This window comes from Psychrobacter proteolyticus (genome assembly GCF_038155145.1).
Taxonomy (GTDB): Bacteria; Pseudomonadota; Gammaproteobacteria; order Pseudomonadales; family Moraxellaceae; genus Psychrobacter; species Psychrobacter proteolyticus_B.
On the sequence record NZ_JBAKAY010000006.1, the window covers coordinates 266,508 to 288,753 of the forward strand.

The window sequence follows — 22,246 nt, forward strand, 5'->3', positions numbered from 1 at the left end:
ACTACTTAAATCATAGCTTACTGGATAGCAGCTTAGATTTACGGTAGTAAATGTGCTACTGCATCACGCTCTTCACTAAGCTCTTGCTCAGTGGCAGCCATTTTCTCTTTAGAGAAATCTGATGATACATCAACGCCGTCTACGATAGACCAGTCGCCGTTAGTGCATGTGCATGGGAATGAGTAGATCAAACCTTCAGCAATACCGTATTCGCCGTTTGAGTAAACGCCCATAGATACCCAATCGTTCTCATCAGTACCTAGTGCCCACGTACGCATGTGTGCGATAGCAGCGTTGGCAGCAGAAGCGGCAGATGATGCACCGCGAGCTTTAATGATCGCAGCACCGCGCTGTTGTACTTCTGGGATATAAGTCGCTTCGTACCATTCGCGATCAACTAAATCTAGCGCAGGCTTACCGTTTACTGTACAAGCGGTTAGATCTGGATACTGAGTTGACGAATGGTTGCCCCAGATGATCATTTTTTTCACGTCATTTACAGTACTGTCAGTCTTGCCAGCCAACTGTGCCATAGCACGGTTGTGGTCTAAACGAGTCATTGCTGTGAAGTTGCGTGGATCAAGATCTGGTGCATTGCGCTGAGCGATAAGTGCGTTGGTGTTGGCAGGGTTACCGACTACCAATACTTTTACATCACGGCTAGCGACTTCGTTCAATGCTTTACCTTGTGCTGAGAAAATCGCAGCGTTGGCTTCTAGCAAATCTTTACGCTCCATACCTGGGCCACGAGGACGTGCACCAACCAGTAAAGCATAATCGATATCTTTGAATGCGACGTTAGCATCGTCAGTTTGGACGATACCAGCCAACAATGGGAATGCACAGTCTTCTAGTTCCATGACCACACCCTTTAGGGCGTCAAGAGCTGGCGTAATTTCAAGTAATTGCAAAATAACTGGCTGATCTTTACCTAGCATCTCGCCAGATGCAATACGAAATAGCATCGCGTAGCTGATATTACCAGCGGCACCAGTGACGGCAACACGTAAAGGCTGTTTCATTGACATTGAATACTCCCTAATTAATTATTAGATAATTCTAATGAACGATTATCATTTTAGATATCGACTTGTTTGCCGCATAGCAGCATGTATAAACCGAGAGCTAGTGTAGCACTTCATCGCAGTGACCGTCTAGATACAGTCATAGACCCGTCAGGGATTATATTGTTACATTTTATACGAGAGGAGTTCTACAGAGGCTAAGCGCTTATAGATAAAGCGCTAGAGGGTTTTAGCACATGATAACTAAAGCATATTTTCACTGTGTTATAGGTAGATATAATGGTCAAAATAGGCAATGTGCACCATCAAATTCGATTAAGTGAAATGAAAAACGGTATCGAAAAGGAAGTTTAAGCAGGTAACTAAGTAAAGACTATCGTCCACCTGAAATGATAAATTTACTGCCACAGCTGTCTACAACGTCATGACAAGTCCCAAAATCACTACCTTCATAACACACGTGTATATCAGTAAGTATCGATTGGCGACGGCTGCCTTCTTGACAGATGAGATCCACACTGTTTGATGACATACCACTATTAAGACGGGTCATTTGACTGATAAATCGTGATTTGGAAACGGTATAACTATTACCCGTATTTAGCTCATTCGGTAGCTTTAATCCACCTGCATAGTTAGTAATCTGCCGAAAGTAACTGCTAGCGCTAAGCGGACTACAGGCTCCGTAACGTTGCCACGTTTGGCTACGTACCGTTGTGTCAGGCATGATTCGGTTAACGACTTTTAGTTGTAGCGGGGTAAGACGTGGCTCACTACCACGACCGCAGCGCTCACCATATCCCATATCTAGACCAGATACGGTTAACGAATACCCTTCTAAACACTGGCGCATACGTGCCCGCGTCGGCTGCATATTACATAATGCTGGGGTCATCTCAATCATCAATACGCGCTGACCAGTCTTAACCGTGCTAGCCGCCTGTGCTGGTAGCAGTATAACGCCTTGTATAAGCAGTAAAGCGCCAAAGCTCATTGTCGCTTTGATACTACCTACGCTATGTTTGCTAGCCAAATCTGCACGCAATCGCACCATACAGTTAGCAGCCTTGTTGCTCAGGTTTGTATCTGTCTTTGTATTTGCCTTCGATAAAAAGCATATCCGATTAGATAACGAATATTTGGTTTTTGGCGACGTAGACAGACTAAAATATTTTTTGATCATAGGACTGAAGGCAGTTAGTTAGCAATGATAAGACATAGGCTATAACTTAAATCATTAGACGCGATACATAAAACACGCATTGACCTAAGAACAAGACTGAAAAATAGGGTTTCCCATTAAGGCAATGGTAACAAAACGTTTTTTTTAATCTATAGCAAAAACGTAAACGTTGACGACATCGTCAGGAAGATCGATAAATGTTGATAAAGCACTGAAGGATAACAGCTGTAAAATTTATCTTAGCCAAATGAATGCTACTTTGGCAAATCAGAGTTGATAAATTGACAATTAGCAAAGCAAATCAGCAGATAAAAATAAACCACTAACAATAAATCATTAGTGGTTTATCAAATACAAGTTAAGTGATTAAAATCCAGCTGGCACTGTACCCATACGCTGAGTAATCGGCTGACCACGACCCAACAGACTGCTATAAATAGTGGCGTTTTCCATCACATGTTTGACATAGTTACGTGTCTCAGGAAATGCAATCGACTCTACATACTGATCTGCAGCAAGTGAGCCATAAACTGGCTGCCAGCGTTTGGCGTTATTAGGACCAGCGTTATAGCCTGCGGTTGCCAATACTGGCTGATAATTAAGCTTACCCAAAATATCACCCATATACCACGTACCATAGCGGATATTGGTATCACCGCTATTGGCACGGCTCGCACTATACGTCTCGCCTAGGTTGCGAGCAATATATTTTGCGGTATCAGGCATAACTTGCATCAGTCCGCTCGCGCCTACGTTTGAGCGTGCTGAAGTCACAAAGCGACTTTCTTGACGCATAATACCGTACGCCCATGCTGGATCAATACCTGCTGACTCACTATAACGTACGACTGCGCTTTGATGCGGCATCGGATGCGAGAGTGCGAGACTATCCACCCTATCAGTATTATCAACTGCATAAATCGCTCGATCGAGCCAGCCCATATCATAGGCTTGACGAGCAGCAGCGACGATCAAATTGTCATCACGATTGTCACGAGCTTGCTTCACTGCCCAGTTCCACTCGCGATTGGCATAAGCACGACTAGCTTCAGAGTTGTATAACGCAAACGCACGAGCAAAGTTGGCATCTTGCATGACGCGCGCGCGATCAGCGGTACTGACATTAGGCAAATTACTACCGCCTAAACGGCTAGCATCAAAACGCTGCCCTATTTTGTCTTTTGCCATCAGGCCATAGTAGTCATTACTTTTTGCTAGGTTTTGATACATTTTTTTAGACGTATTGCGCTTGCTACTATCGCTTGACTGCTCATACGCACGAGCTAGCCAATACTGCCACTGGGCTTCTTTTTGCGTTTCGCCATCCATTTTTGAGATAGCTTCTACCACATCATCCCAACGACCAAAGCGAATCGCTGCCATCGCGTAATCTTCAGCTTCTTCAAAATTAAAGTCGTTGTCCAAACTGTTGCGGAACCAATCCACTGCTTCAGCGTTAAAGCCATCATCAGTGTTGTGATTCATACGCTGTACGCCAAGCGTACGATAAGCATAGCGTCGGGTTTCATCATTCAACAATTTGACCGCGCGCTGATTGTCTTGTTTGATATCAAAGTCTAACTGTAGCGCCGCCTCACGATAAGACTTGTCAGCCATACGGCCGATTGCGTACATATATAGGTATTGATTGGTTTGGCTTGCAGGCTCACGACCAAAACGGCTAAAGAAAGAAGACGGATTTAGCTGAATTTCACTGAGCGCCGAATAAGCAATTGGCGTACCAAGGCGTGATGACAATGCCATAATATCGCCTGTCTTGCCTTTACGTAACATACGCTTGAGACGAGCCGCACGATCTTGATTACTAATTAGCGCGTTGTTGTTCATCTCCATCGCTAGCTGATCGCACAATGCTGGTTGCTTTTTGGTGGTCAGCCACACATCAGATTTGGCTGCCATAGCACGCATGGTGTCACCGCCATTATTAAACCCAAGCGCAACCGCACAGCGCTCACTAGCATCCGCATTGGTAATCAAATTGGCTACCTGTCTAACCGAGGCATAATCATTCGATCCTGCTTTCGTCTCCGCAAAATCAGCCACTAATTTCTCAGCCATAACCGTGTCTGGATATTGGCGCACAAACTGCGAGACCGCCGCTGAACTCTGCGAATTGAGGTCTAGATTCATACGCCAATAAGTCGGATACATCGCAAACAAGCCGCCGCTCATGACTTGCTCATAGTTATAGAGCGCACTCACATCACCGCGATCTGCGGCGATAGCGGCTGCCATAAATGAGTCAATACTACTGTCTTGCTGATAATCTTGTTGATAGTTACTTTCTTGTTGATAGCTTTCCTCATCGCCCCAGGTCAACTCGGCACAAGCGACCTGTGACACACCAAGTGCACTTACCGCTGTTGCCACGCTCAACGCGCTCAACCGTAGCGTACCTACTGTGATTCGCTTTGACGCGTGTTTTTGACTGATAGACTCTTCATCCTTGATGCTATGCGCAACACGCAACTTTGTCATACTGACTCTCTTTATGATATCTCTATAAATATGTGAATAACGGTTCGCTAAGTACCGCCAAGGGTATAGCAATCATCATACTATACTCATTGTGCTTTCAACTATCTCCTTTACCTTTTGTTAATAAATAGGACAGCACGGTGTAACATAGAAGTGATAACGAGCCGCAGTTTTTATGAATAGTAATATGAACGACAGTAAATAATTGATACTGCTATGAATTATTTATCATATTGAGGAGCTATCGCTCGTGCTAATTTTTCACATTGGCACAGGGTTGTGATAAAATACGCCACCTGTTAATCGGCTACTCCGCTATATTTTTGGTCAATCATGGACTTATCCTTATGAGTGTTACTGTATTCAATCCCCGCATCGATGACGATGCTGTTGCTGAGACGACTGTCACCGCACGTGCTGTCACTGCACTCAAAGAAGCAAGTTCAGTCCAAGCACCCGTCGAAAAAGCAGCGACAAAAAAGGTCTTTGTCACGACCCAAGGCTGTCAGATGAATGTCTATGACTCTGGCAAAATGCTAGACGTGCTCGGCGATTCGCATGGTATGGAAGTGACTCATGATATCGATGAGGCCGACGTATTGTTAATGAATACCTGCTCTATCCGCGAAAAAGCGCAAGAAAAAGTCTTTTCAGAATTGGGCCGCTGGCGCAAACTAAAAGAAAAACGCCCTGACCTTGTCATTGGCGTTGGTGGCTGCGTCGCTTCACAAGAAGGCGATAACATTCAAAAGCGTGCGCCTTATGTCGATATGGTATTTGGCCCGCAAACCTTGCATCGCCTGCCAGAGCTATACGACCAATCAAATGAGCAACGTGAAATCGCGCCTAAAAACCGTATCGGTACAATTGACGTTTCATTCCCTAGCATCGAGAAGTTTGACTTTTTGCCAGAGCCAAGAGTAGAAGGCTATAAAGCATTTGTCTCTATAATGGAAGGCTGTTCAAAATATTGCTCATTCTGCGTGGTGCCTTATACACGCGGTGAAGAATTATCGCGTCCACTTGATGACGTATTGGCTGAGATTGACAGCCTTGCTGCTCAAGGTATCCGTGAAATCAACCTATTGGGTCAAAACGTCAACGGCTATCGCGGCGAAAAAGACGATGGCAGCATTTGCCGTTTCGCTGAACTATTGCACTATGTCTCGCACGTTGATGGTGTCGAGCGTATTCGCTATACGACTAGCCATCCACTAGAGTTCACTGATGACATCATTGATGCATATGCCCAATTGCCAGAGCTAGTATCGCACTTACATCTACCGGTTCAAAGTGGCTCAAATGCTATTTTGGCAGCGATGAAGCGCAACCATACAATCGATGTTTATATCAATCAGATTAATAAGCTAAAAGCCATTCGTCCAGATATTCACTTGTCGAGCGACTTTATTATTGGCTTCCCTGGTGAAACTGATCAAGACTTCCAAGATACCTTAAACTTAGCAAAAGAGTTGAACTTCGATCACTCTTACAGCTTTATCTACTCTAAGCGTCCAGGCACGCCAGCCGCTGAGTTGCCAGATGATGTAAGCTTCACCACTAAAAAAGCGCGCTTGGCTGAATTTCAGAAAGTCATCATTGATTCGACACTTGCCAAAACGCATGAAATGGTCGGTACCACGACTCGTGTCTTGGTTGAACAAGTTGCCAACCGTCATCCTGACTGCTTAATCGGTACGGCAGATAACACTCGTACCGTCATGTTCCCTCATGATGTTGAGAAAATGGATGAACTGTTGGGTAAACTTGTGAGCGTACGTATTACTGATTTCGTTAGTCCGCACATGGTCAAAGGTGAGCTAATCGAAGTATTGGCATAGTGGTTAAGGTAACAGTAGTTAAATTATAAATTTGAGTAAGAATAAAAAAGCCGTTTGCTATCATAGCGAACGGCTTTTTTGTGGATGAATGTTAACCATCACTATTCTGATAACCAATCTGTCTTCCGTAACTGTTGCTTAGTCTCACGGCGACGTTTTTTTCGGATGATATCGATATCTTCTTTTTCGTGAATAGCACCTTTTATACCATAAAACTTTTTATCACTTCAGCCAATAAAGCAGCAGCAATAATTATAAATATCACTCCGCAACCACGATTGAGCCACGCTAAGCGATTACCAACATCAAGCCAGCTTGCCAGCTTTTTGCCACCTAGCGTATATACGATTTGCCAAATGGTTTCACTCAAAAACAAGCCGATAGTCAATAGAACATATTGCGGCCATAGTGGCGCGCTAAAATTGATAAACTTAGGAAAAAATGCCGCAAAGAACAAGATAGCTTTCGGATTAGATAATGATACCCAAACACCAGTACGAAACAAGGTTGTATTGCTCGGCGCTATCTTAGTAGCAGCACTAGATAGTGAACGCGGCTGTGGTGTACTGGGCGCACCATCAGTGGCAGCATAGTCTGCTGCTACCTCGGCACTCAACTCTTTAGCATCGCTCATCAAGCTACCGTCGCCAGCATCGCGCCAAGAACTGATACCCAAATAGATTAAGTATACTGCACCCACGGCTTTAATGATGGTCAGTAGCCACGGTGACTGGCGACTGATCACGTCCAAGCCAAGCAGTGTCGATAGCAGTAATACAAACAAGCCAAGGCTCAGACCTGCCAGTGTCCATAAGGTTCGTTTGACGCCATAGTTCATGCCATACTGAAATGCCAGCAGCATATTAGGACCAGGGGTCGCTGAAATAAAAAACGTACTTGCGAAAAACACTGCAAACAGATGCCAAGACATCAACCCACCCCTACTTTGTCATGTGTAAATGGTTCTAATACGAACGGCTATACGACTTAAATACGCGACTAAAAAATAAACACCGCCATTAAGACGGTGTCATTTATACCTATATATCAAAAATTCTCGCAGAAATCATTAAAGAAACGACATGCCTTCTTCTGAATAATTACGATTACATGGACGGCTGAGTCGTACAGCTATCTAATAGCTTCTTTAAAAACACATCACAGCGTTCAATTTCACTAAGCTCCACATACTCATCCGCTTTGTGCGCCTGCTCAATACTACCAGGGCCACAGATAATCGTTGGGATGCCTGCATTGGTAAACTGACCGCCTTCAGTCGCGTAAGCCACTTTATGACGCTCATCATCTCCTGTCAGCGCAGCGATCAATGATTGCAACTCAGCGCTATCATTGTCAGTCATTGCTGGTACGCTTTCTTCTTGCATCAGCTCAATGCCAGTCTCTGGCGCGCGCGCTTGCATTTGCGCGTTTAGCTCAGCGACTTTTGCTCGAATGGGCGCTAGTATATCGTCTTGCGTCATGTGCGGCAGGTTACGATAGTCAAAGGTGAACTCGCACAGATTGGGCACGATATTAGTCGCTGTACCACCATGTATGGTACCTACTGACAATGTCGAATAAGGCACTGTAAATAAGGCATCGTTATCATCACGAGCGCTCAGCTCTTCAGCAAGCGTATCTACATAGCCAACCAATCTGCTAGCGTAGCTAATAGCATTGACACCTTGTGCAATCAATGAAGAATGCGCCGACTTGCCATGTACACGGCAACGATAAACCGCGATTCCTTTATGTGCAACTACCATGGCCATATTGGTCGGCTCACCGACGATGCAATAATCAGGTGTGATGCCGCGTGCTTTTAGGTCTGCCAAAATCAATGGCGCACCCAAACAACCAACCTCTTCATCGAACGACAATGCCAAATGTAATGGACGACGTAGCTGACCGCTGTTCGATAACTGCACGGCTTGCGGCAATACTGTTAGCGCACAAGCGATAAAGCCCTTCATGTCACATGCACCGCGTCCGTATAGCTTATCACCACGTATCGTCGCGGTAAATGGCTCTGAAGACCACGCTTGTCCATCAACTGGCACAACGTCGGTATGACCTGATAAGACCAGACCGTTATTGATAATATCAGCGTTTTCACCAGCTGGTACAGTCACAAACAAATTGGCTTTAGTTTCAGCCTCATTAAAGGTCAAATCTACCGTCAAACCCAACTGCTCACAGTACGACTTTACATCGTTAATCAAAGCCAAATTAGAATGGCGACTGACCGTATCAAAGGCGATGAGACGTGTTAGCCAATCTAGGCTTTGAGTAGGATGTTCGACACTTTTCAGTTGGACAGCGCTGCTACTATCAACGTTATCGCTATTACTGACGTTGTCGCTATTACTACTGTTAATTTGGATCATAAAATATCCTTACTACAATTTTCAGAACTATGATGTGTCAGAGCTGCCTTACGATGGATTGTTATGATTCATCACATCAACCACTGGAGGCATTGGTTTTGGTAGCTTACCTTCTGCCTGTAGCTCTTTGGTTGTTTTGGCATCGATAGACAAACCAGCGATGAGCGCGATATCTTTGACAGCCTTGCGTTTACGCGTGGCAAAACTTACGGGTACCATACGAGCAAATTCATAGATATAAAGATAAGACTCTTCGCCACCTTCAAAATCTTCATCATCTTCGAGACGAATTGCGCCAATCTTAGCCAAATCAGATAGCATCTCGTTTTCTTCACTGGTCAAACCACAATCAGTAATGCCGAAACCGGTCATAAAACCGTTTGCCCACTGTTTCAACGCCATCACGCGCTCGTATAAATCATGTTCATCATCTGGGATGAGCGGCATATACGCGTAGGCATCATCTTTGTCTTTTAGCTGAAACACAATATCTTCCGCTTCTTCTGTCAGCAAGGTCAATGCAGGCTCTGGTAATGGAGCAAAGCTAAGCTCCTCAAACACCTTAGCCCAAGTTGCTTCGTCAGGTGCATTACAAGCCGTCATAAGCCCTGTCATCATGCCATGCACTTCGCTGATAGACACGTCAGTCCAATCATCAAACGCAGTCAGCCAAGTATTCCAGCCAGAGATATTATCATTCATAATAGATGTCCTAGTAATTGATTACTGCTCATAAAATAAAAATAGTCGCGATAAGATGTCATGGACAAATCATCGATAAATAAAAGTGAAAAGACAAAGCCTGATGCTTGTAATTACTTTGTTGATATAGATATTATGCGGTCACCTATGGCATTATTAAATGCAGCGAACAAAATTCATTCACGCTTACTTGTTAAGGATAAAAACTGACTATGTATGATCAACTTAGAATATTAGAAAAAATGGTACTCGACATCAAAAAACAGTATCAGCTTGTCAGTGCTGAACTTAGCAGCTTAAAACAACACCCTGTTACTGATTCAAAAGAATTTGCCGCACTAAAAACCAAATTAGACAACAGCCATAACGAACGTGACGGTGCAAAAAAACAACTGAACGATCTCGATAAGCGCTATCAGAGTCTTGCAGAAGCGCACCATATGATCGGTGAAGAACAAGACAAACTGCAAAAACAGATCAGCCAATTACAACAACAAAACAGCGAGCTGCAACAACACAATAATGAGCTAAAGCAGCAGTATAGCGATATCAAACAACAAAACAGTGAACTACAAAAGAAGAACCAATTGGCAGCCGAGCGTACGCAAGTCGTATTACAGCGCCTAACCCGTATCGATCAAGCAGAAGGCTAACGCATTCTTGCAATAGATAGCAGACATATTGCTTGTAAAACTGCATAACGCTATTTGTAAAATCTGATATCACTCATTTCACTGACCAGACATTGTAGGATTTATCATGACCGATGACCAAAGCAAATCGATAGAAAAACAACCAAAAAATACTCAAGCGCCAAATGCGCCAGTAACAAGTGCGACAGTACCAGCGCAAAAAACGACACCAGCAGCATCAAATATATCAAGCGCCATGGCACAATCTAATACCAAAACACCTAAAGCGCCAGAACCACAAATCAAAAAAGTTGATATCGCGATTGCTGGGGTTACTTATCCAATCTTTTGTCCAGTACATGAGCAAGAAGAGCTACTGTCAGCGGTTTCGTATATCAACAACTATGCGCTCGATCTAAAAAGAGATGCGCCAAGCCTTAGCCAAGAAAGCATACTGGTACTGTGCTGCTTAAACTTGTATGAAAGAATCCATGCCAATCAAAGAAGTGATGAAGATCGCTTGCAGAAAGACAAACAGTCTGAGGCATTGCTCAATAAAATTATGAAAGATGCTCATTCTATACTGTAGATGCATCGTACTGTATTAAACTCATAAGCGCCTAGCCAATAAAGTTAGGCGCTTTTTTGTGGCCAATTATTTATCTATTTATGCATAAGGCGTGTAGGTCTTGCCTGCGTGAAAGTCTGCCTGATGTTCGTAATTGCAAAAGAACAATTCTTGGTTCGCTTCAATATTGCCATCGGTAACTGTGCTTGGTTTGGTTTCAAGTACACCGCGATATTCAGCCAAGCTGTTGCCACAGAAATTGCACTGACGCGGAGTGGTCACATCTCCTTCTTTTGGCATCATACTCTTAGGTGCGCGCGGGTACATAAACTTATAAAAAGCCCACATTGAAGCCCAAATAATAAGGATGACGATAATAACAGCAAACACGGCAGTGCTCCTTCGATTACGGGTAAACGTGAGAAATAATAAAATCTACTAAATAAGATTATTTAAGACGTTTTGATAGCATAAATTTTACCGTCAATAATAGCGATAATACAATGCCTTTACCGTTTAATTGCTGATTGCGCTAACTGACTGGTTATATCCACTAGATAAACCTACCAACAAATCCGTCAACTGTACAACAAAAAAACCTGGCCACGATAAGCCAGGTTTTTTATCAAAAATAACCGTCAAGTTAAAGCAACAATCAGGCTAAAATAAAAATCAGCTTTTAGCAGGATTACAGTTGTAGCTCGCTAATATCAGCTACCGTCAAGAACAAGGCGCGAACCTGCTTTAGCAATGCCAAGCGATTGTTTTTAAGCGCGGCATCTTCACTATTGACCATTACTTGATCAAAGAACTGGGTCAACGGCTCATCTAAGCTAGCCAGCGTTTGCAATACTTGCGTATAGTCCGCTTGCTCAAGCAATGGTTGTACCACTGTCTGTGCTTGCTTCACATTCGCATATAGGTTTTGCTCAGCAGATTCAGACAGTAGTGCTTCATCGACTGTATCAGCCACGCGCACTTCTGACTTGGCCAATATATTAGCAACGCGTTTGTTTGAGTCAGCCAACATCGACGCTTGTGACAGCTCGCTAAATGCTTGCACTGCACGGATACGCTGATCAAAATCAAGCGGCATATGCGGGTTAATCGCTTGCACTGCCTGAATCGTATCGACGCTAACGCCCTGCTCCGTATACATCGCACGGTAGCGCGAGTTTAGGAATGCCATGACTTGGGTAAAAGTATCACCCATTTTGGCAATCTTACTACCTTCAGCATCACCATAGCCTTTAATCGCTTGCTCAACGAGCGCAACCAGATTAATCGGCAACTGCTTTTCGATTAAAATACGCAATATACCAATAGCAGAACGACGTAAGCTAAACGGATCCTTTGAACCCGTTGGTGCTTGATCAATCGCAAAAATACCAACCAATGTATCCAAACGATCAGCCAATGCTAAGCAAATACCAATCGGTGTCTGTGGCAATACATCACCACTGAATTTCGGCAGATACTGCTCTTCTAAACTGGCGGCAACCGCTTCTGGCTCATCGTTTAGACGCGCATAATAAGTACCTGCGATACCTTGTAATTCAGGGTATTCGCCGACAAGCGAGCTGGCCAAATCTGCTTTAGACAAAATGCCCGCACGTACGGTTTCATCGACATTGATATCGTGGCCTTGCTGCTGCATCAACGCGGCGATGAATGCTGCCAATTTAGCAATACGCTCAGACTTCTCCCAAATCGTACCCAGTTTGTCTTGGAATACACGATTTTTTAGGCTTTCTGTGAGCGCAAACAAGGGCTGCTTTTGATCTTGCAAGAAGAAAAACTCTGCATCAGCCAAACGTGGACGTACAACTTTTTCATTACCTTCTATAATCTGGTTAGGATCTTTTGATTCAATATTGGTAATAAAAATGAAATACGGCTGCAGCTTGCCAGTTTTATCGGTTAAGCAGAAATACTTTTGATCCGCTTGCATGGTCGAGATAAGCGCTTCTTGCGGTACTTGTAAAAAGCGCGCTTCAAAGCTTGCTCGTAGCGCAATTGGGAAATCGACCAATGCGGTGACTTCGTCTAACAAATCCTGCGGTACGATGGCATCAGAATTGACTTCATCTGCCAAAGCTTTAACTTGGTTTTTGATCAGCATTTGACGCTTATCAAAATCTGCCACCACTTTTAGACCACTTAGTAATTCTTCATAATCATTGGCATGAGCAATATTATGGTAGTCAGGGCTATGGAAGCGATGACCACGCGTTTGCGTACCAGTCTGATGACCTTGGATAGTAGCATCAATGACAGTATCATCTTGCATCAATACTGCCCACTGTACTGGACGCACAAACTCGTTACGGCTAGCACCTGAGCGCATACGCTTAGCAATTGGCAAATTATCTAGCGCGGTCTGAAAAATAGCAGGCAGTAACTCAGTGGTCGCTTGACCACGGATTGTCTGCTCAAAACCAACATAGTCACCTTTATCGGTATTAATCGTCGTAAGCTCGCTGGCTTCAATACCCAAACCTTTGGCAAAACCCATGGCCGCACGTGTTGGATTGCCCTCTGCATCGAACGCCGCTTTAATCGCTGGTCCGCGTTTTTGCTCAGTACGATCAGGCTGCTTATCGCTAATACCTTGAATCTGAATTGCCAAACGGCGCGGAGCAGCAAAGGATTTGATGCTATCAAAGGTAATATCAGCTGCCGTCAATTGCTCAGTGACACTTGATTGTAGTGCATCACGTAATGGTTTTAGGCTCTTTGGAGGTAGCTCTTCACACCCCAGTTCAAATAGAATAGTACTCATGGGATGCTCCTATTTATTGTTGTTAGTAGTAGAGTTTTGGGTATCAAAAACATTGTCAGATGCAAGGGCAGTATCCTCATTTGGTAGATATCTGTCGAATGCCGCTTGACGATGCTCTTCATCAGCCAACGGGAAACCTAATTTGGCACGAGCTTCGACATAACCAATGGCGACCTTACGAGCAAGCGTACGTACACGTAGGATAAAACGCTGACGCTCAGTCACTGAAATAGCGCCGCGTGCATCAAGCAAGTTAAACGCATGAGATGCTTTTAATACCATCTCATAAGCTGGTAACGGCAATCCTGCATCGACCAATTTGTCGGCTTGCTGCTCATAAAAGTCAAACATCTCACCCATCATAGGCACATCAGCGTGCTCAAAGTTGTAGGTAGACTGCTCGACTTCGTTTTGATGAAAGACATCGCCATACGTGACACGGCCAAACTCACCATCTGCCCAGACCAAATCATAAACGCTATCGACGCCCTGTACGTACATGGCCAAACGCTCAAGCCCGTAAGTGATTTCGCCAGTGACTGGGAAGCACTCGATACCGCCGACTTGCTGGAAGTACGTGAACTGCGTGACTTCCATACCGTTTAGCCAAATCTCCCAACCAAGTCCCCACGCACCAAGCGTTGGCGATTCCCAGTTGTCTTCTACAAAACGCACATCATGCACCAATGGATCAATACCAATGGCTCGTAGTGAGTCCAAATACAGCTCTTGGATGTTCGGTGGATTTGGCTTTAGTACAACCTGGAACTGATAATAATGCTGCAAACGGTTCGGGTTATCACCATAGCGCCCGTCAGTAGGACGACGTGATGGCTGTACATAGGCCGCATTCCAGCGCTCAGGACCTAACGAGCGCAAAAACGTCGCGGTATGAAAAGTACCTGCACCGACTTCCATGTCGTAGGGCTGCAATACAACGCAGCCTTTATCGGCCCAATAATTTTGCAAAGTTAAGATTAAATCTTGAAAAGTCATCGGTTGAGAGTCTTTATCTTGGGTCATCGGGGTTATCGCTTGGGATGTCATAGTTTCGGTTTTCATAGTATAGCCACTGTGAAATGAGTATTATTAAATAAATCTCTGATAGCGCTCGCGCGACCTATTCGGCAACGACTCTATCTGCCTGCTCACCTTACTAAAAATTGACTATTTTATCCATATTTACATCAACTAAATTTGCATAGTGAGCATAAAACCTCGGTTGTATAGCGTATTTGCAGGCAAATCATCATAGAATTCGCACTAATATAATGAATAAAAAAATACCCAAATGCGCTAGCATTCGGGCAGGAGGAAAATTGTATCTTGGGCATCCTGATTGATCAGGCTTTTTATTTTTTGGAGGTCTACTGTTTTTAGCAACTACATCTAACTTAAACTTGACTCTTTAACTGGTTCAAAAAACCTAATTTTAAAAAAGCTAATTTTGAAAACAATTATCAGGCTCTTGTTATTGATAAGACTGACTGTTGGCTTTTGGCATAATTATCCATAAGATGATATAAATCAAAATGCCTGGTACTGCTGCGCTTAACGATGAGATGATGACAAATAATACTCTCACCCATGTTGGCGACCAACCAGCGTACTCTGCAATGCCACCCATCACACCTGCTATCATGCGATTATTTGGTGAGCGATGTAATTTTGCTAACTTAGCCAAATCAAATACCCCTCTATTTTCTATTCTTGTTTATTTTTTATTCTATTTTCTGATTGTCTTACGTATTTAACTAAAACATTATCTTGCTTTGCTAACTTACGAATCAGTATATCAATATTTCAGGATTTATCTGTTGAAGGTATAGCAGTACTTTGTGAATTTATGCTACTCAAGCTTACCCTAATCTGTCATAGCACCATGCAAGCCCCTGATTTTAAATAGTTATTTCAAAATGTTTCAAAATCATTTTTGTTGCTATAACCTTGCAATCTCGCTTCACGTATCTTGTTATTTTTAATTTAATCAAAGAGATAAGCTTGCTTCATAACGATAAAATCGAGTGGAACTTTTTATAGTCTGAATAATCTTTTAGTTAACCAAGTTTACTCGATTAAAAGAATCCTCAATTAAAAAACCTGCGATTCCGTGTACGTGCGATATACCTTATTTTTACAATAACCCACCTGCAAATCATCCAAAACCTTTATACCATGCTGATAAGCAACTTAGGTTTTCAGACGTTCTATAATGAAAGTTATAACACTGCTCAACTGTTAGATAAAAATACCTTTACGAAGAATATTGAAGTAAAGAACGTGGTTGGTATTACGATTCTTAATAGGTGTCTACTTTGGATCTTGATAGATGTCTAGTTTGGATCATTTAACTTAGACAGTATTAGCCGTATTTTTTGGAATAGACATGGAACACTGAGATTAGAATAAAAAAATAATAAGGATAACTATGTACGACACTGGATTGATGATTGGACATTTCGAGCCGCTGCATTTAGGGCAGATGCGCAGCATATTGGATGCAGCAGGACAAGCCAAAACCTTGCATATCGTTATTATGGCGCATCCATCGCCGCATCCAGATTTTACCATCACCTTACAAGACAAAGCGCGCTGGCTACAGATGGCCTGTGCCGACTTGCCATTTATTCATATTCATACTACTCATGAGATAGAGCTACCGCTGCACGAACATCTGTATAGTGCCAGTGATGATGTCAGTATCGATATCGCTGCTAGCAATGCCAAATTACAACGCTTAATGGACGCACTATCACTATCAGCAGAGACTGTATTGTTTACGGCGGACAACCATCCGCTCACTCGCAATGACATACAAAAGCAGCTGCTTTTGCCAGTCGTTACTACGCCGCTACAGCTCGAATTTGACTCTTATGCGATTGCGCGTGATCCAGTTACCCATTGGTCAGCACTTCACCCACAAGCGCGCGTCGACTATACCAAGACTGTCGCTATCGTCGGCGGTGAAAGCTCAGGCAAGACAACGCTGGTACATAAGCTTGCCAATTATTATGGTGCCAGCTTTGCCTTAGAGATGGGGCGTCTGTATGTCGGTACAGATTTGGGTGGTAGCGAGGTTGGATTACAGTACAGTGATTATGGCCCTATTTGTCTTGATCATGCTGAGGCAATCCGAGAAGCTAAAGCCAATGCAACGGCCCCTATCACCATCGTTGATACTGACTTTGTCACTACGCAAGCATTTTGTGAAGAATACGAGGGTCGCACGCATCCCTTTGTGGCTGCTTGTATTGATGAGTTTCGTTTAGACCACACCATTATGTTAGATAACAATACACCATGGGTTGATGATGGTATGCGATCTTTGGGTACGCCTGAAGATCGTGGACGCTTTGAGCAGCGTTTGATAGATATTTTTGCGCGTCACGATATTACGCCGCATACGATCGATCAGCCCGACTATGATGCTCGCTACCAGCAAGCATTACTATTGATTGATCAATATATCTATGGCAAAAAATCATAAGCTGTACTGAGCATATTTATAATAATTTATTCAACTAGCACACGTTGTTTAACTAATACATGACAGTTAGCACTATATTGATATCAGTATTTACTTTAGGGGAAAAGCGATGCGTATTCAGCTATTGGACAACATCACCGGAAAATGGGCGATGCAATGGATTATCATTTGGTTTATTTGCGGTGTTATTGCTTTGTCCGCAGGTTTTTGGCTCACGACAGACCATACCACGCTTGATTGGTTTTATTTAGCGGTCTCGTTCATTGGTTTGGTTTGCGTGGTCTCGCTATCATTTCGCAAAAACGTCATGGGCAATGGCTTTGGTATGGGGGCGACCGCAGGGGAGGTCATCGTGCAGGCAACGTCTGGCGCAGTTGGTTTGATGCTTGCGCCACTGTTTAACTTTTTCACTCATGTCTACGGGATTTTTTATTGGTCGAAGCATACCGATCCTGATGGCGACATGATACCTAAATCAGCGAGTAAAGCTGTCTGGTTAATCACCGCTGCATTTATTATTATTGGTCTTGCCTTGTTTCCTACGATAAATGATCTACTAGCGAGCTACGGCTATGCAGTCGTAGAAGATGATAGTAGTCTGTTTTTGGGATTTATCTCTTTCTTTTGGATTAATGTCATTGCCTTTGTGCTTTCTATTACCGCTCAGGCAGCTATGATTCTGCGTTATTCATTTAACTGGTGGTTATGGATTATCGTCAACTTTGTCTGGCTCATTGTGAACCTCATGTCTGGCAACTATATCTTTGCTATTCAGACTATGGTGTATCAAGTAAACGCCTTTATCGGCCTGTATGAATGGCATCGCAGCGAGCAAGGATAATGCGTCTCTTATACAAAAACCCCTTGGGATTTTAAATAAAACCTTGCTGATATAGTATCAATAGTACGAGTGAAATTGACTGTGCCGTCTATCAGATAACATGGTAGACAGGCGCAATTAGTGCTACAACTGATATTAACAATCATCTTCATACTGAGATCAGTAGCGAGTCCATTAGCTAGTATGAGTTACTTATCTTATTTACTAACAGGGAGGTTAGTATGTCTCGTCAACCAAAAATGTCCAAACGTACGCTAGAGCAATGGCTTAGTGAGTACTCTGTCAGTCACCAAAACTTGGTCAATAAAAAGATCCATTGGCTATGTGTGCCAACCATCTTTGTCAGCCTGTTAGGTATGGGCATGTCACTATCCGTATGGTTTACCTTGGTACTAAGCGCATTGGTGTTACTGTTTTATATGCGTTTATCTACGCCACTATTTTTAGCGATGGGGATGTTTATTCTTATCTGTCTATCAGTGATGGCAGCGATGCCATGGGGCTTCAAAGCGTGGGCAGCGGTATTTGTCGTTGCATGGATTGGCCAGTTCATTGGGCATAAAATCGAAGGCAAAAAACCTTCTTTCTTTAAAGATTTGCAGTTTTTGTTAATTGGTCCAGCATGGGTGGCTAACAGTTTGATGCAGCGTAAATAGTCGTTAATCTCTGCGTAATTTAGCTTAGCTGTAGGCTATTGATAACCTCTACAATCTTGACCCTCAACAAAAGAATATCATCAATAAAAAAACGCCACCCAGAAATTACTGAGTGGCGCTTTTTGTTTTACATAAGCTTTTAGGGCTATATAAAATAGAATAAACTAACTTATATTAAGCACCAAAAACTTTCATACGCTCTTCGACTGGCTTGAATGCTTTTTCGCCTGCTGGCTGCTCAATCGTTCCAAATACCAATTGTGCATTTAGCGTCCAGTCTTTGTCGATATCCCAAGCGCTAGCTACTTTTTGATCGATTACTGGATTGTAGTGCTGTAAGTTTGCGCCAACATCGATACTGGCTAGTGCCGTCCAGATAACATACTGATGCATGGCGCTGGTTTGGCTTGCCCAGATTGGGAAGTTGTCAGCATATAGTGGCGCTGCTTCTTGCATGCCTCTGACGACTGCTTGATCTTCGAAAAATAGCACCGTACCAGCACCATTACGGAAACCATTGACACGCTCTTTGGTCGATTTAAACTTCTCTTCGTCACCAACGATTTCGCGTAACGTATCTTCGGTCATATCCCACAATTTACGATGGTCATCGCCGAACAATACAACGATACGTGTCGATTGCGAGTTAAACGACGATGGCGTATGCAAAATAGCATGTTCAACTATTTTTACGATTTCGTCATTAGCTACTGGCAGTTGGTTGCTTAGCGCATAGATAGAACGACGTTTTTCTGCTAGCTGCTGTAATGTTGTTAAATCTGACATAGTGTTTCTCCATGTTGTTAGTAAAATAGTTATTAATAAAAATAATTTTTAGCGTTAATATTTATTGGTATGAGTACTTTAATTGATAAATTGCTTTGCTTCTCAATGACTACATAAATAGCGGTACTTCCATCACTAGCACACGGCTAGCTACTGTTGCGTCCATCGTAAAACTCTGAGTATCCCAAATACCCAAACCATCTCTACTAACCAAAGTATTGTCATCTATCACGACTTCACCGCTGAGGACAAATACGTAGACACCATTGTTAGGATCATTTAACTGGTAAGTCTGCGATACACCTTCGTCAAAACCACCCATGCTAAACCAAGCATCTTGATGAATCCAAACACCTGCATCATCAGCATTAGGTGATAGCACTTGGCTAAACTCGTTAGGTCGCATGATATCGCTCATATGCACCTGCTGATAACGCGGTGCGACATCCATTTTGTTTGGTATTACCCAAATTTGCAAAAACCTCACAGCCTCTGCATCGTCACCATTCATTTCACTATGGGTAATGCCTGTACCCGCTGACATCACTTGAATTTCACCAGTTTCTATGATGCCCTCGTTGCCGATACTATCGCCGTGAGCGAGCTTGCCGGATAGAGGAATACTGATAATTTCCATGTTACGGTGCGAGTGTTTGCCAAACCCTTGACCGCCAATGACGAAATCATCATTGATGACGCGTAAGGCACCAAAGCCCATGCGCTCAGGATTATGGTAATTGGCAAAGCTAAAGGTATGTCTGCTTTTAAGCCAGCCATGATTGGCATCGCCACGTGAGTCTGCTGCATGATAGATTGTTTTCATTATTTATCCTTAGCTATCAACAGATTAATCCTCTATATACTTCTTATCGATTAATCTATTTAAACAATGGGCTTATTATAATTATTAATTCTACATAGATAAACAACACTAAATGCAATTAACTATTCTTTTTTATAGAACAATCAGGGCGGTTTTAACGTAATATAGATTTTTTACATATATTAGCACAGCTAACTTTATATAAATTAATTTAAGTTATGCTTATATAACAAAACTGTCTGTTGTTAAGGTTTTCTGTGAAAATTTTATGACGCTCTTTATTTGAAATTATCCATTCATGATTGTTCTTCGTAAGCGTATAAGAGGTAACTCAGCTACTGATTGCTTATCGTTTATTGTCTATTGAGTAAGCACCCGCACCATGAGCAAAAATCATTAAGAATCCACCAGCTATCGCGACGTTCTTCATAAATGAATTCATTTGCGATTCATCAACCCAGAACTGGTGAAAAATAATGGCTGACACGATGCTAAACCCGGCAAACAAGAAAGCGATTGGACGAGCTTTATAACCTAGCAAGATAGCGATACCACCTAGTACCTCAAACGCGATTACCAATGGTAGCAACATACCAGGCACACCTACTGACTCCATATAGCCTTGAGTAGTCGCATAGTCTGTGATTTTACCAATGCCTGCAAAGATGAAAATGATTGATAATAATAGACGACCGAGCGGTGCGCTAAATTGCTGTAATTTGTCCATAATGATGCTCCAAAAGTGTGTTTAATCATGTCTCTAAGTAGAGAATAGCGCGATTATAGGCGTTGACTAGCATGGGATAAACAGCAATAATCACAAATATAAGTTCTTGGTGTAAGAACAATCATGAGGCATCGATAATGGGTCAATTAGAAGACATGGCAATGTTTGTACGCATTGTTGAGGCAGGTAGTATTACCAAGGCTGCTGAGCAGTTAAATATTGCAAAATCAGCCGTCAGTCGCCGACTCAAAGAATTGGAAGAGCGTTTAGGCAGTCAATTAATCAGCCGTACTACCCGCCAATCTAAATTGACGCAAGCTGGTGAGCAGTATTATCAGCAAGTGAACAATATCTTGCGTGAGGTTGACGCTGTCAATGAGCATGCTACTGACGCTCCCATGCGTATTGAAGGTACGCTAAAGATGACAGCGCCGTTGTCCTTTGGACTCATGCATCTGAACGATGTAATTGATAAATACGCCAATAAACATCCCAATCTGAAATTCGATCTGGATTTTTCTGACCGACGTATCGATTTGATTGAAGAAGGCTATGAATTGGCCATTCGAATCGGAGAGCTACAAGATTCTAGTTATCAAGCAAAAAAGTTGGCATTGATTCGTTGTGTGATTTGCGCCAGTCCCGACTATTTAGCAAGAATGGGCACGCCTGAGACGCTAGACGATTTAGACAACCATGCGCTTTTGCAATACAGTCTCGGTCAAACCAATAGTATAAACTTGGTGGATACTGAAGGCAGAAGTCATCATCGTACAATAGATGCCAAAATTAAAGCCACCAATGGTGAGTTCTTAGTGGATTTGGCAGTCAAGGGCCATGGGATTACTTTTGTGCCGACTTTTATTGCTTATAAACAACTGGCGCTTGGCGAGCTTGTACCTGTCTTACAACGCTATCAATTGCCAACCCTAACGGCTTATGCTGTTTATCCAAAGAATCGTTTTTTGTCGCAGCGTTGTCGTTACTTGATTGATTTTATTGCAGAGCAATTCGGTGACAACCCGTACTGGGATCAATATTAGCCCATGTTTCTGTTATCCCTAATGATATCAATTGTTACTAGTGTTGAGTCATATTATCCTCTTTAACCCGACTAATCGTCAGCCCCGTGAACCCGAATAGCAACGTCAATAGCAATGACAAATAACAGAAGAATGCATAAGGCAAATAGTCTAATACCGGCACCCCTAGCGCCTGACTGATAAACACCCCGCACACACTCCAAGGCACCAATGGATTAATCACCGTTCCCGCATCCTCAATCGTCCGCGACAAATTCTTAGGAT

At 43.0% G+C, this 22,246-nt stretch carries 21 protein-coding genes; 7 read left to right on the forward strand and 14 right to left on the reverse strand.

The window, feature by feature from the left end:
* Positions 1-38: 38 nt before the first annotated feature.
* The 3 genes from V6252_RS09790 to V6252_RS09800 all read right to left on the reverse strand — a co-directional run bounded on the left by V6252_RS09790 (position 39) and on the right by V6252_RS09800 (position 4,707).
* Positions 39-1,028, reverse strand: coding sequence for a malate dehydrogenase (locus tag V6252_RS09790; RefSeq protein WP_179797575.1), 990 nt, complete (start codon positions 1,026-1,028; stop codon positions 39-41).
* A gap of 370 nt (positions 1,029-1,398) precedes the next feature.
* On the reverse strand, positions 1,399-2,079 hold the full coding sequence (locus tag V6252_RS09795; protein ID WP_341610258.1) for a hypothetical protein: 681 nt from the start codon (positions 2,077-2,079) through the stop codon (positions 1,399-1,401).
* A 495-nt stretch (positions 2,080-2,574) separates the two neighbouring features.
* Positions 2,575-4,707, reverse strand: coding sequence for a lytic transglycosylase domain-containing protein (locus V6252_RS09800; RefSeq protein WP_341610259.1), 2,133 nt, complete (start codon positions 4,705-4,707; stop codon positions 2,575-2,577).
* A gap of 347 nt (positions 4,708-5,054) precedes the next feature.
* Here V6252_RS09800 and miaB point away from each other — a divergent pair, with 347 nt between their 5' ends.
* Entirely contained in the window at positions 5,055-6,548 is a 1,494-nt protein-coding gene (miaB, locus tag V6252_RS09805) for a tRNA (N6-isopentenyl adenosine(37)-C2)-methylthiotransferase MiaB (protein WP_341610260.1), read from the forward strand.
* A 202-nt stretch (positions 6,549-6,750) separates the two neighbouring features.
* Here the strand turns inward: miaB and V6252_RS09810 are convergent, their stop codons facing one another.
* From V6252_RS09810 to V6252_RS09820, 3 genes are all read right to left on the reverse strand, one after another.
* The gene (locus V6252_RS09810; RefSeq protein ID WP_341610261.1) at positions 6,751-7,479 is read right to left on the reverse strand and encodes a LysE family translocator; all 729 of its coding nucleotides are present in this window, start codon (positions 7,477-7,479) and stop codon (positions 6,751-6,753) included.
* A 175-nt stretch (positions 7,480-7,654) separates the two neighbouring features.
* The gene (gene argE / locus V6252_RS09815; protein WP_341610262.1) at positions 7,655-8,935 is read right to left on the reverse strand and encodes an acetylornithine deacetylase; all 1,281 of its coding nucleotides are present in this window, start codon (positions 8,933-8,935) and stop codon (positions 7,655-7,657) included.
* 48 nt (positions 8,936-8,983) lie between these two features.
* Entirely contained in the window at positions 8,984-9,637 is a 654-nt protein-coding gene (locus tag V6252_RS09820) for a UPF0149 family protein (RefSeq protein WP_057761477.1), read from the reverse strand.
* Between the two features lie 212 nt (positions 9,638-9,849).
* Between V6252_RS09820 and V6252_RS09825 the strand changes: the two genes are divergently transcribed.
* Both V6252_RS09825 and V6252_RS09830 read left to right on the forward strand, forming a co-directional pair.
* Positions 9,850-10,290 (forward strand): hypothetical protein, encoded by a 441-nt coding sequence (locus V6252_RS09825; RefSeq protein WP_057761479.1) that lies wholly within the window; start codon positions 9,850-9,852, stop codon positions 10,288-10,290.
* Positions 10,291-10,396: 106 nt separating this feature from the next.
* Positions 10,397-10,858: a cell division protein ZapA gene (locus V6252_RS09830; protein WP_341610263.1), complete on the forward strand. Its 462-nt coding sequence runs from the start codon at positions 10,397-10,399 to the stop codon at positions 10,856-10,858.
* A gap of 78 nt (positions 10,859-10,936) precedes the next feature.
* On the opposite strand, the gene V6252_RS09835 is transcribed toward V6252_RS09830, so the two are convergent.
* The 4 genes from V6252_RS09835 to V6252_RS09850 form a co-directional block, all read right to left on the reverse strand.
* On the reverse strand, positions 10,937-11,227 hold the full coding sequence (locus tag V6252_RS09835) for a hypothetical protein (RefSeq protein ID WP_341610264.1): 291 nt from the start codon (positions 11,225-11,227) through the stop codon (positions 10,937-10,939).
* A 298-nt stretch (positions 11,228-11,525) separates the two neighbouring features.
* Positions 11,526-13,619: a glycine--tRNA ligase subunit beta gene (gene glyS / locus V6252_RS09840; RefSeq protein ID WP_341610265.1), complete on the reverse strand. Its 2,094-nt coding sequence runs from the start codon at positions 13,617-13,619 to the stop codon at positions 11,526-11,528.
* A 9-nt stretch (positions 13,620-13,628) separates the two neighbouring features.
* A complete protein-coding gene (glyQ, locus tag V6252_RS09845) occupies positions 13,629-14,615 on the reverse strand; it encodes a glycine--tRNA ligase subunit alpha (protein WP_341610280.1) in 987 nt (328 codons plus the stop codon).
* A 475-nt stretch (positions 14,616-15,090) separates the two neighbouring features.
* Entirely contained in the window at positions 15,091-15,303 is a 213-nt protein-coding gene (locus tag V6252_RS09850; RefSeq protein ID WP_057761485.1) for a PspC domain-containing protein, read from the reverse strand.
* Positions 15,304-16,047: 744 nt separating this feature from the next.
* Between V6252_RS09850 and nadR the strand changes: the two genes are divergently transcribed.
* The 3 genes from nadR to V6252_RS09865 all read left to right on the forward strand — a co-directional run bounded on the left by nadR (position 16,048) and on the right by V6252_RS09865 (position 18,603).
* On the forward strand, positions 16,048-17,106 hold the full coding sequence (gene nadR, locus V6252_RS09855; RefSeq protein ID WP_341610266.1) for a multifunctional transcriptional regulator/nicotinamide-nucleotide adenylyltransferase/ribosylnicotinamide kinase NadR: 1,059 nt from the start codon (positions 16,048-16,050) through the stop codon (positions 17,104-17,106).
* Between the two features lie 109 nt (positions 17,107-17,215).
* Positions 17,216-17,947, forward strand: coding sequence for a nicotinamide riboside transporter PnuC (gene pnuC / locus V6252_RS09860; RefSeq protein ID WP_160022375.1), 732 nt, complete (start codon positions 17,216-17,218; stop codon positions 17,945-17,947).
* Between the two features lie 221 nt (positions 17,948-18,168).
* Positions 18,169-18,603 carry a DUF962 domain-containing protein gene (locus tag V6252_RS09865; protein ID WP_102091859.1) on the forward strand — a complete coding sequence of 145 codons (435 nt, stop codon included), beginning with the start codon at positions 18,169-18,171 and terminating at the stop codon, positions 18,601-18,603.
* 174 nt (positions 18,604-18,777) lie between these two features.
* Here the strand turns inward: V6252_RS09865 and V6252_RS09870 are convergent, their stop codons facing one another.
* The 3 genes from V6252_RS09870 to V6252_RS09880 form a co-directional block, all read right to left on the reverse strand.
* Positions 18,778-19,389: a nitroreductase family protein gene (locus tag V6252_RS09870; protein WP_057761493.1), complete on the reverse strand. Its 612-nt coding sequence runs from the start codon at positions 19,387-19,389 to the stop codon at positions 18,778-18,780.
* Positions 19,390-19,498: 109 nt separating this feature from the next.
* The gene (locus tag V6252_RS09875) at positions 19,499-20,212 is read right to left on the reverse strand and encodes a pirin family protein (RefSeq protein WP_341610267.1); all 714 of its coding nucleotides are present in this window, start codon (positions 20,210-20,212) and stop codon (positions 19,499-19,501) included.
* A 346-nt stretch (positions 20,213-20,558) separates the two neighbouring features.
* The gene (locus V6252_RS09880; RefSeq protein ID WP_341610268.1) at positions 20,559-20,939 is read right to left on the reverse strand and encodes a DoxX family protein; all 381 of its coding nucleotides are present in this window, start codon (positions 20,937-20,939) and stop codon (positions 20,559-20,561) included.
* A gap of 137 nt (positions 20,940-21,076) precedes the next feature.
* On the opposite strand from V6252_RS09880, the gene V6252_RS09885 reads away from it, so the two are divergent.
* Positions 21,077-21,982 (forward strand): LysR family transcriptional regulator, encoded by a 906-nt coding sequence (locus V6252_RS09885; RefSeq protein WP_341610269.1) that lies wholly within the window; start codon positions 21,077-21,079, stop codon positions 21,980-21,982.
* A 37-nt stretch (positions 21,983-22,019) separates the two neighbouring features.
* Here V6252_RS09885 and V6252_RS09890 read toward each other — a convergent pair.
* Positions 22,020-22,246: Na+/H+ antiporter NhaC family protein (locus V6252_RS09890; RefSeq protein ID WP_341610270.1), on the reverse strand; the 227-nt coding region annotated here is incomplete at its 5' end.

Coding starts and splice junctions, on each gene's coding strand:
- argE (WP_341610262.1), bottom strand. CDS start 8,935: ATGATCCAAATTAACAGTAGTAATAGCGACAACGTCAGTAATAGCGAT.
- nadR (WP_341610266.1), top strand. CDS start 16,048: ATGTACGACACTGGATTGATGATTGGACATTTCGAGCCGCTGCATTTA.
- glyQ (WP_341610280.1), bottom strand. CDS start 14,615: ATGACTTTTCAAGATTTAATCTTAACTTTGCAAAATTATTGGGCCGAT.
- V6252_RS09820 (WP_057761477.1), bottom strand. CDS start 9,637: ATGAATGATAATATCTCTGGCTGGAATACTTGGCTGACTGCGTTTGAT.
- glyS (WP_341610265.1), bottom strand. CDS start 13,619: ATGAGTACTATTCTATTTGAACTGGGGTGTGAAGAGCTACCTCCAAAG.
- V6252_RS09875 (WP_341610267.1), bottom strand. CDS start 20,212: ATGAAAACAATCTATCATGCAGCAGACTCACGTGGCGATGCCAATCAT.
- V6252_RS09825 (WP_057761479.1), top strand. CDS start 9,850: ATGTATGATCAACTTAGAATATTAGAAAAAATGGTACTCGACATCAAA.
- V6252_RS09830 (WP_341610263.1), top strand. CDS start 10,397: ATGACCGATGACCAAAGCAAATCGATAGAAAAACAACCAAAAAATACT.
- V6252_RS09795 (WP_341610258.1), bottom strand. CDS start 2,079: ATGGTGCGATTGCGTGCAGATTTGGCTAGCAAACATAGCGTAGGTAGT.
- V6252_RS09790 (WP_179797575.1), bottom strand. CDS start 1,028: ATGTCAATGAAACAGCCTTTACGTGTTGCCGTCACTGGTGCCGCTGGT.
- V6252_RS09800 (WP_341610259.1), bottom strand. CDS start 4,707: ATGACAAAGTTGCGTGTTGCGCATAGCATCAAGGATGAAGAGTCTATC.
- pnuC (WP_160022375.1), top strand. CDS start 17,216: ATGCGTATTCAGCTATTGGACAACATCACCGGAAAATGGGCGATGCAA.
- miaB (WP_341610260.1), top strand. CDS start 5,055: ATGAGTGTTACTGTATTCAATCCCCGCATCGATGACGATGCTGTTGCT.
- V6252_RS09880 (WP_341610268.1), bottom strand. CDS start 20,939: ATGGACAAATTACAGCAATTTAGCGCACCGCTCGGTCGTCTATTATTA.
- V6252_RS09810 (WP_341610261.1), bottom strand. CDS start 7,479: ATGTCTTGGCATCTGTTTGCAGTGTTTTTCGCAAGTACGTTTTTTATT.
- V6252_RS09885 (WP_341610269.1), top strand. CDS start 21,077: ATGGGTCAATTAGAAGACATGGCAATGTTTGTACGCATTGTTGAGGCA.
- V6252_RS09870 (WP_057761493.1), bottom strand. CDS start 19,389: ATGTCAGATTTAACAACATTACAGCAGCTAGCAGAAAAACGTCGTTCT.
- V6252_RS09865 (WP_102091859.1), top strand. CDS start 18,169: ATGTCTCGTCAACCAAAAATGTCCAAACGTACGCTAGAGCAATGGCTT.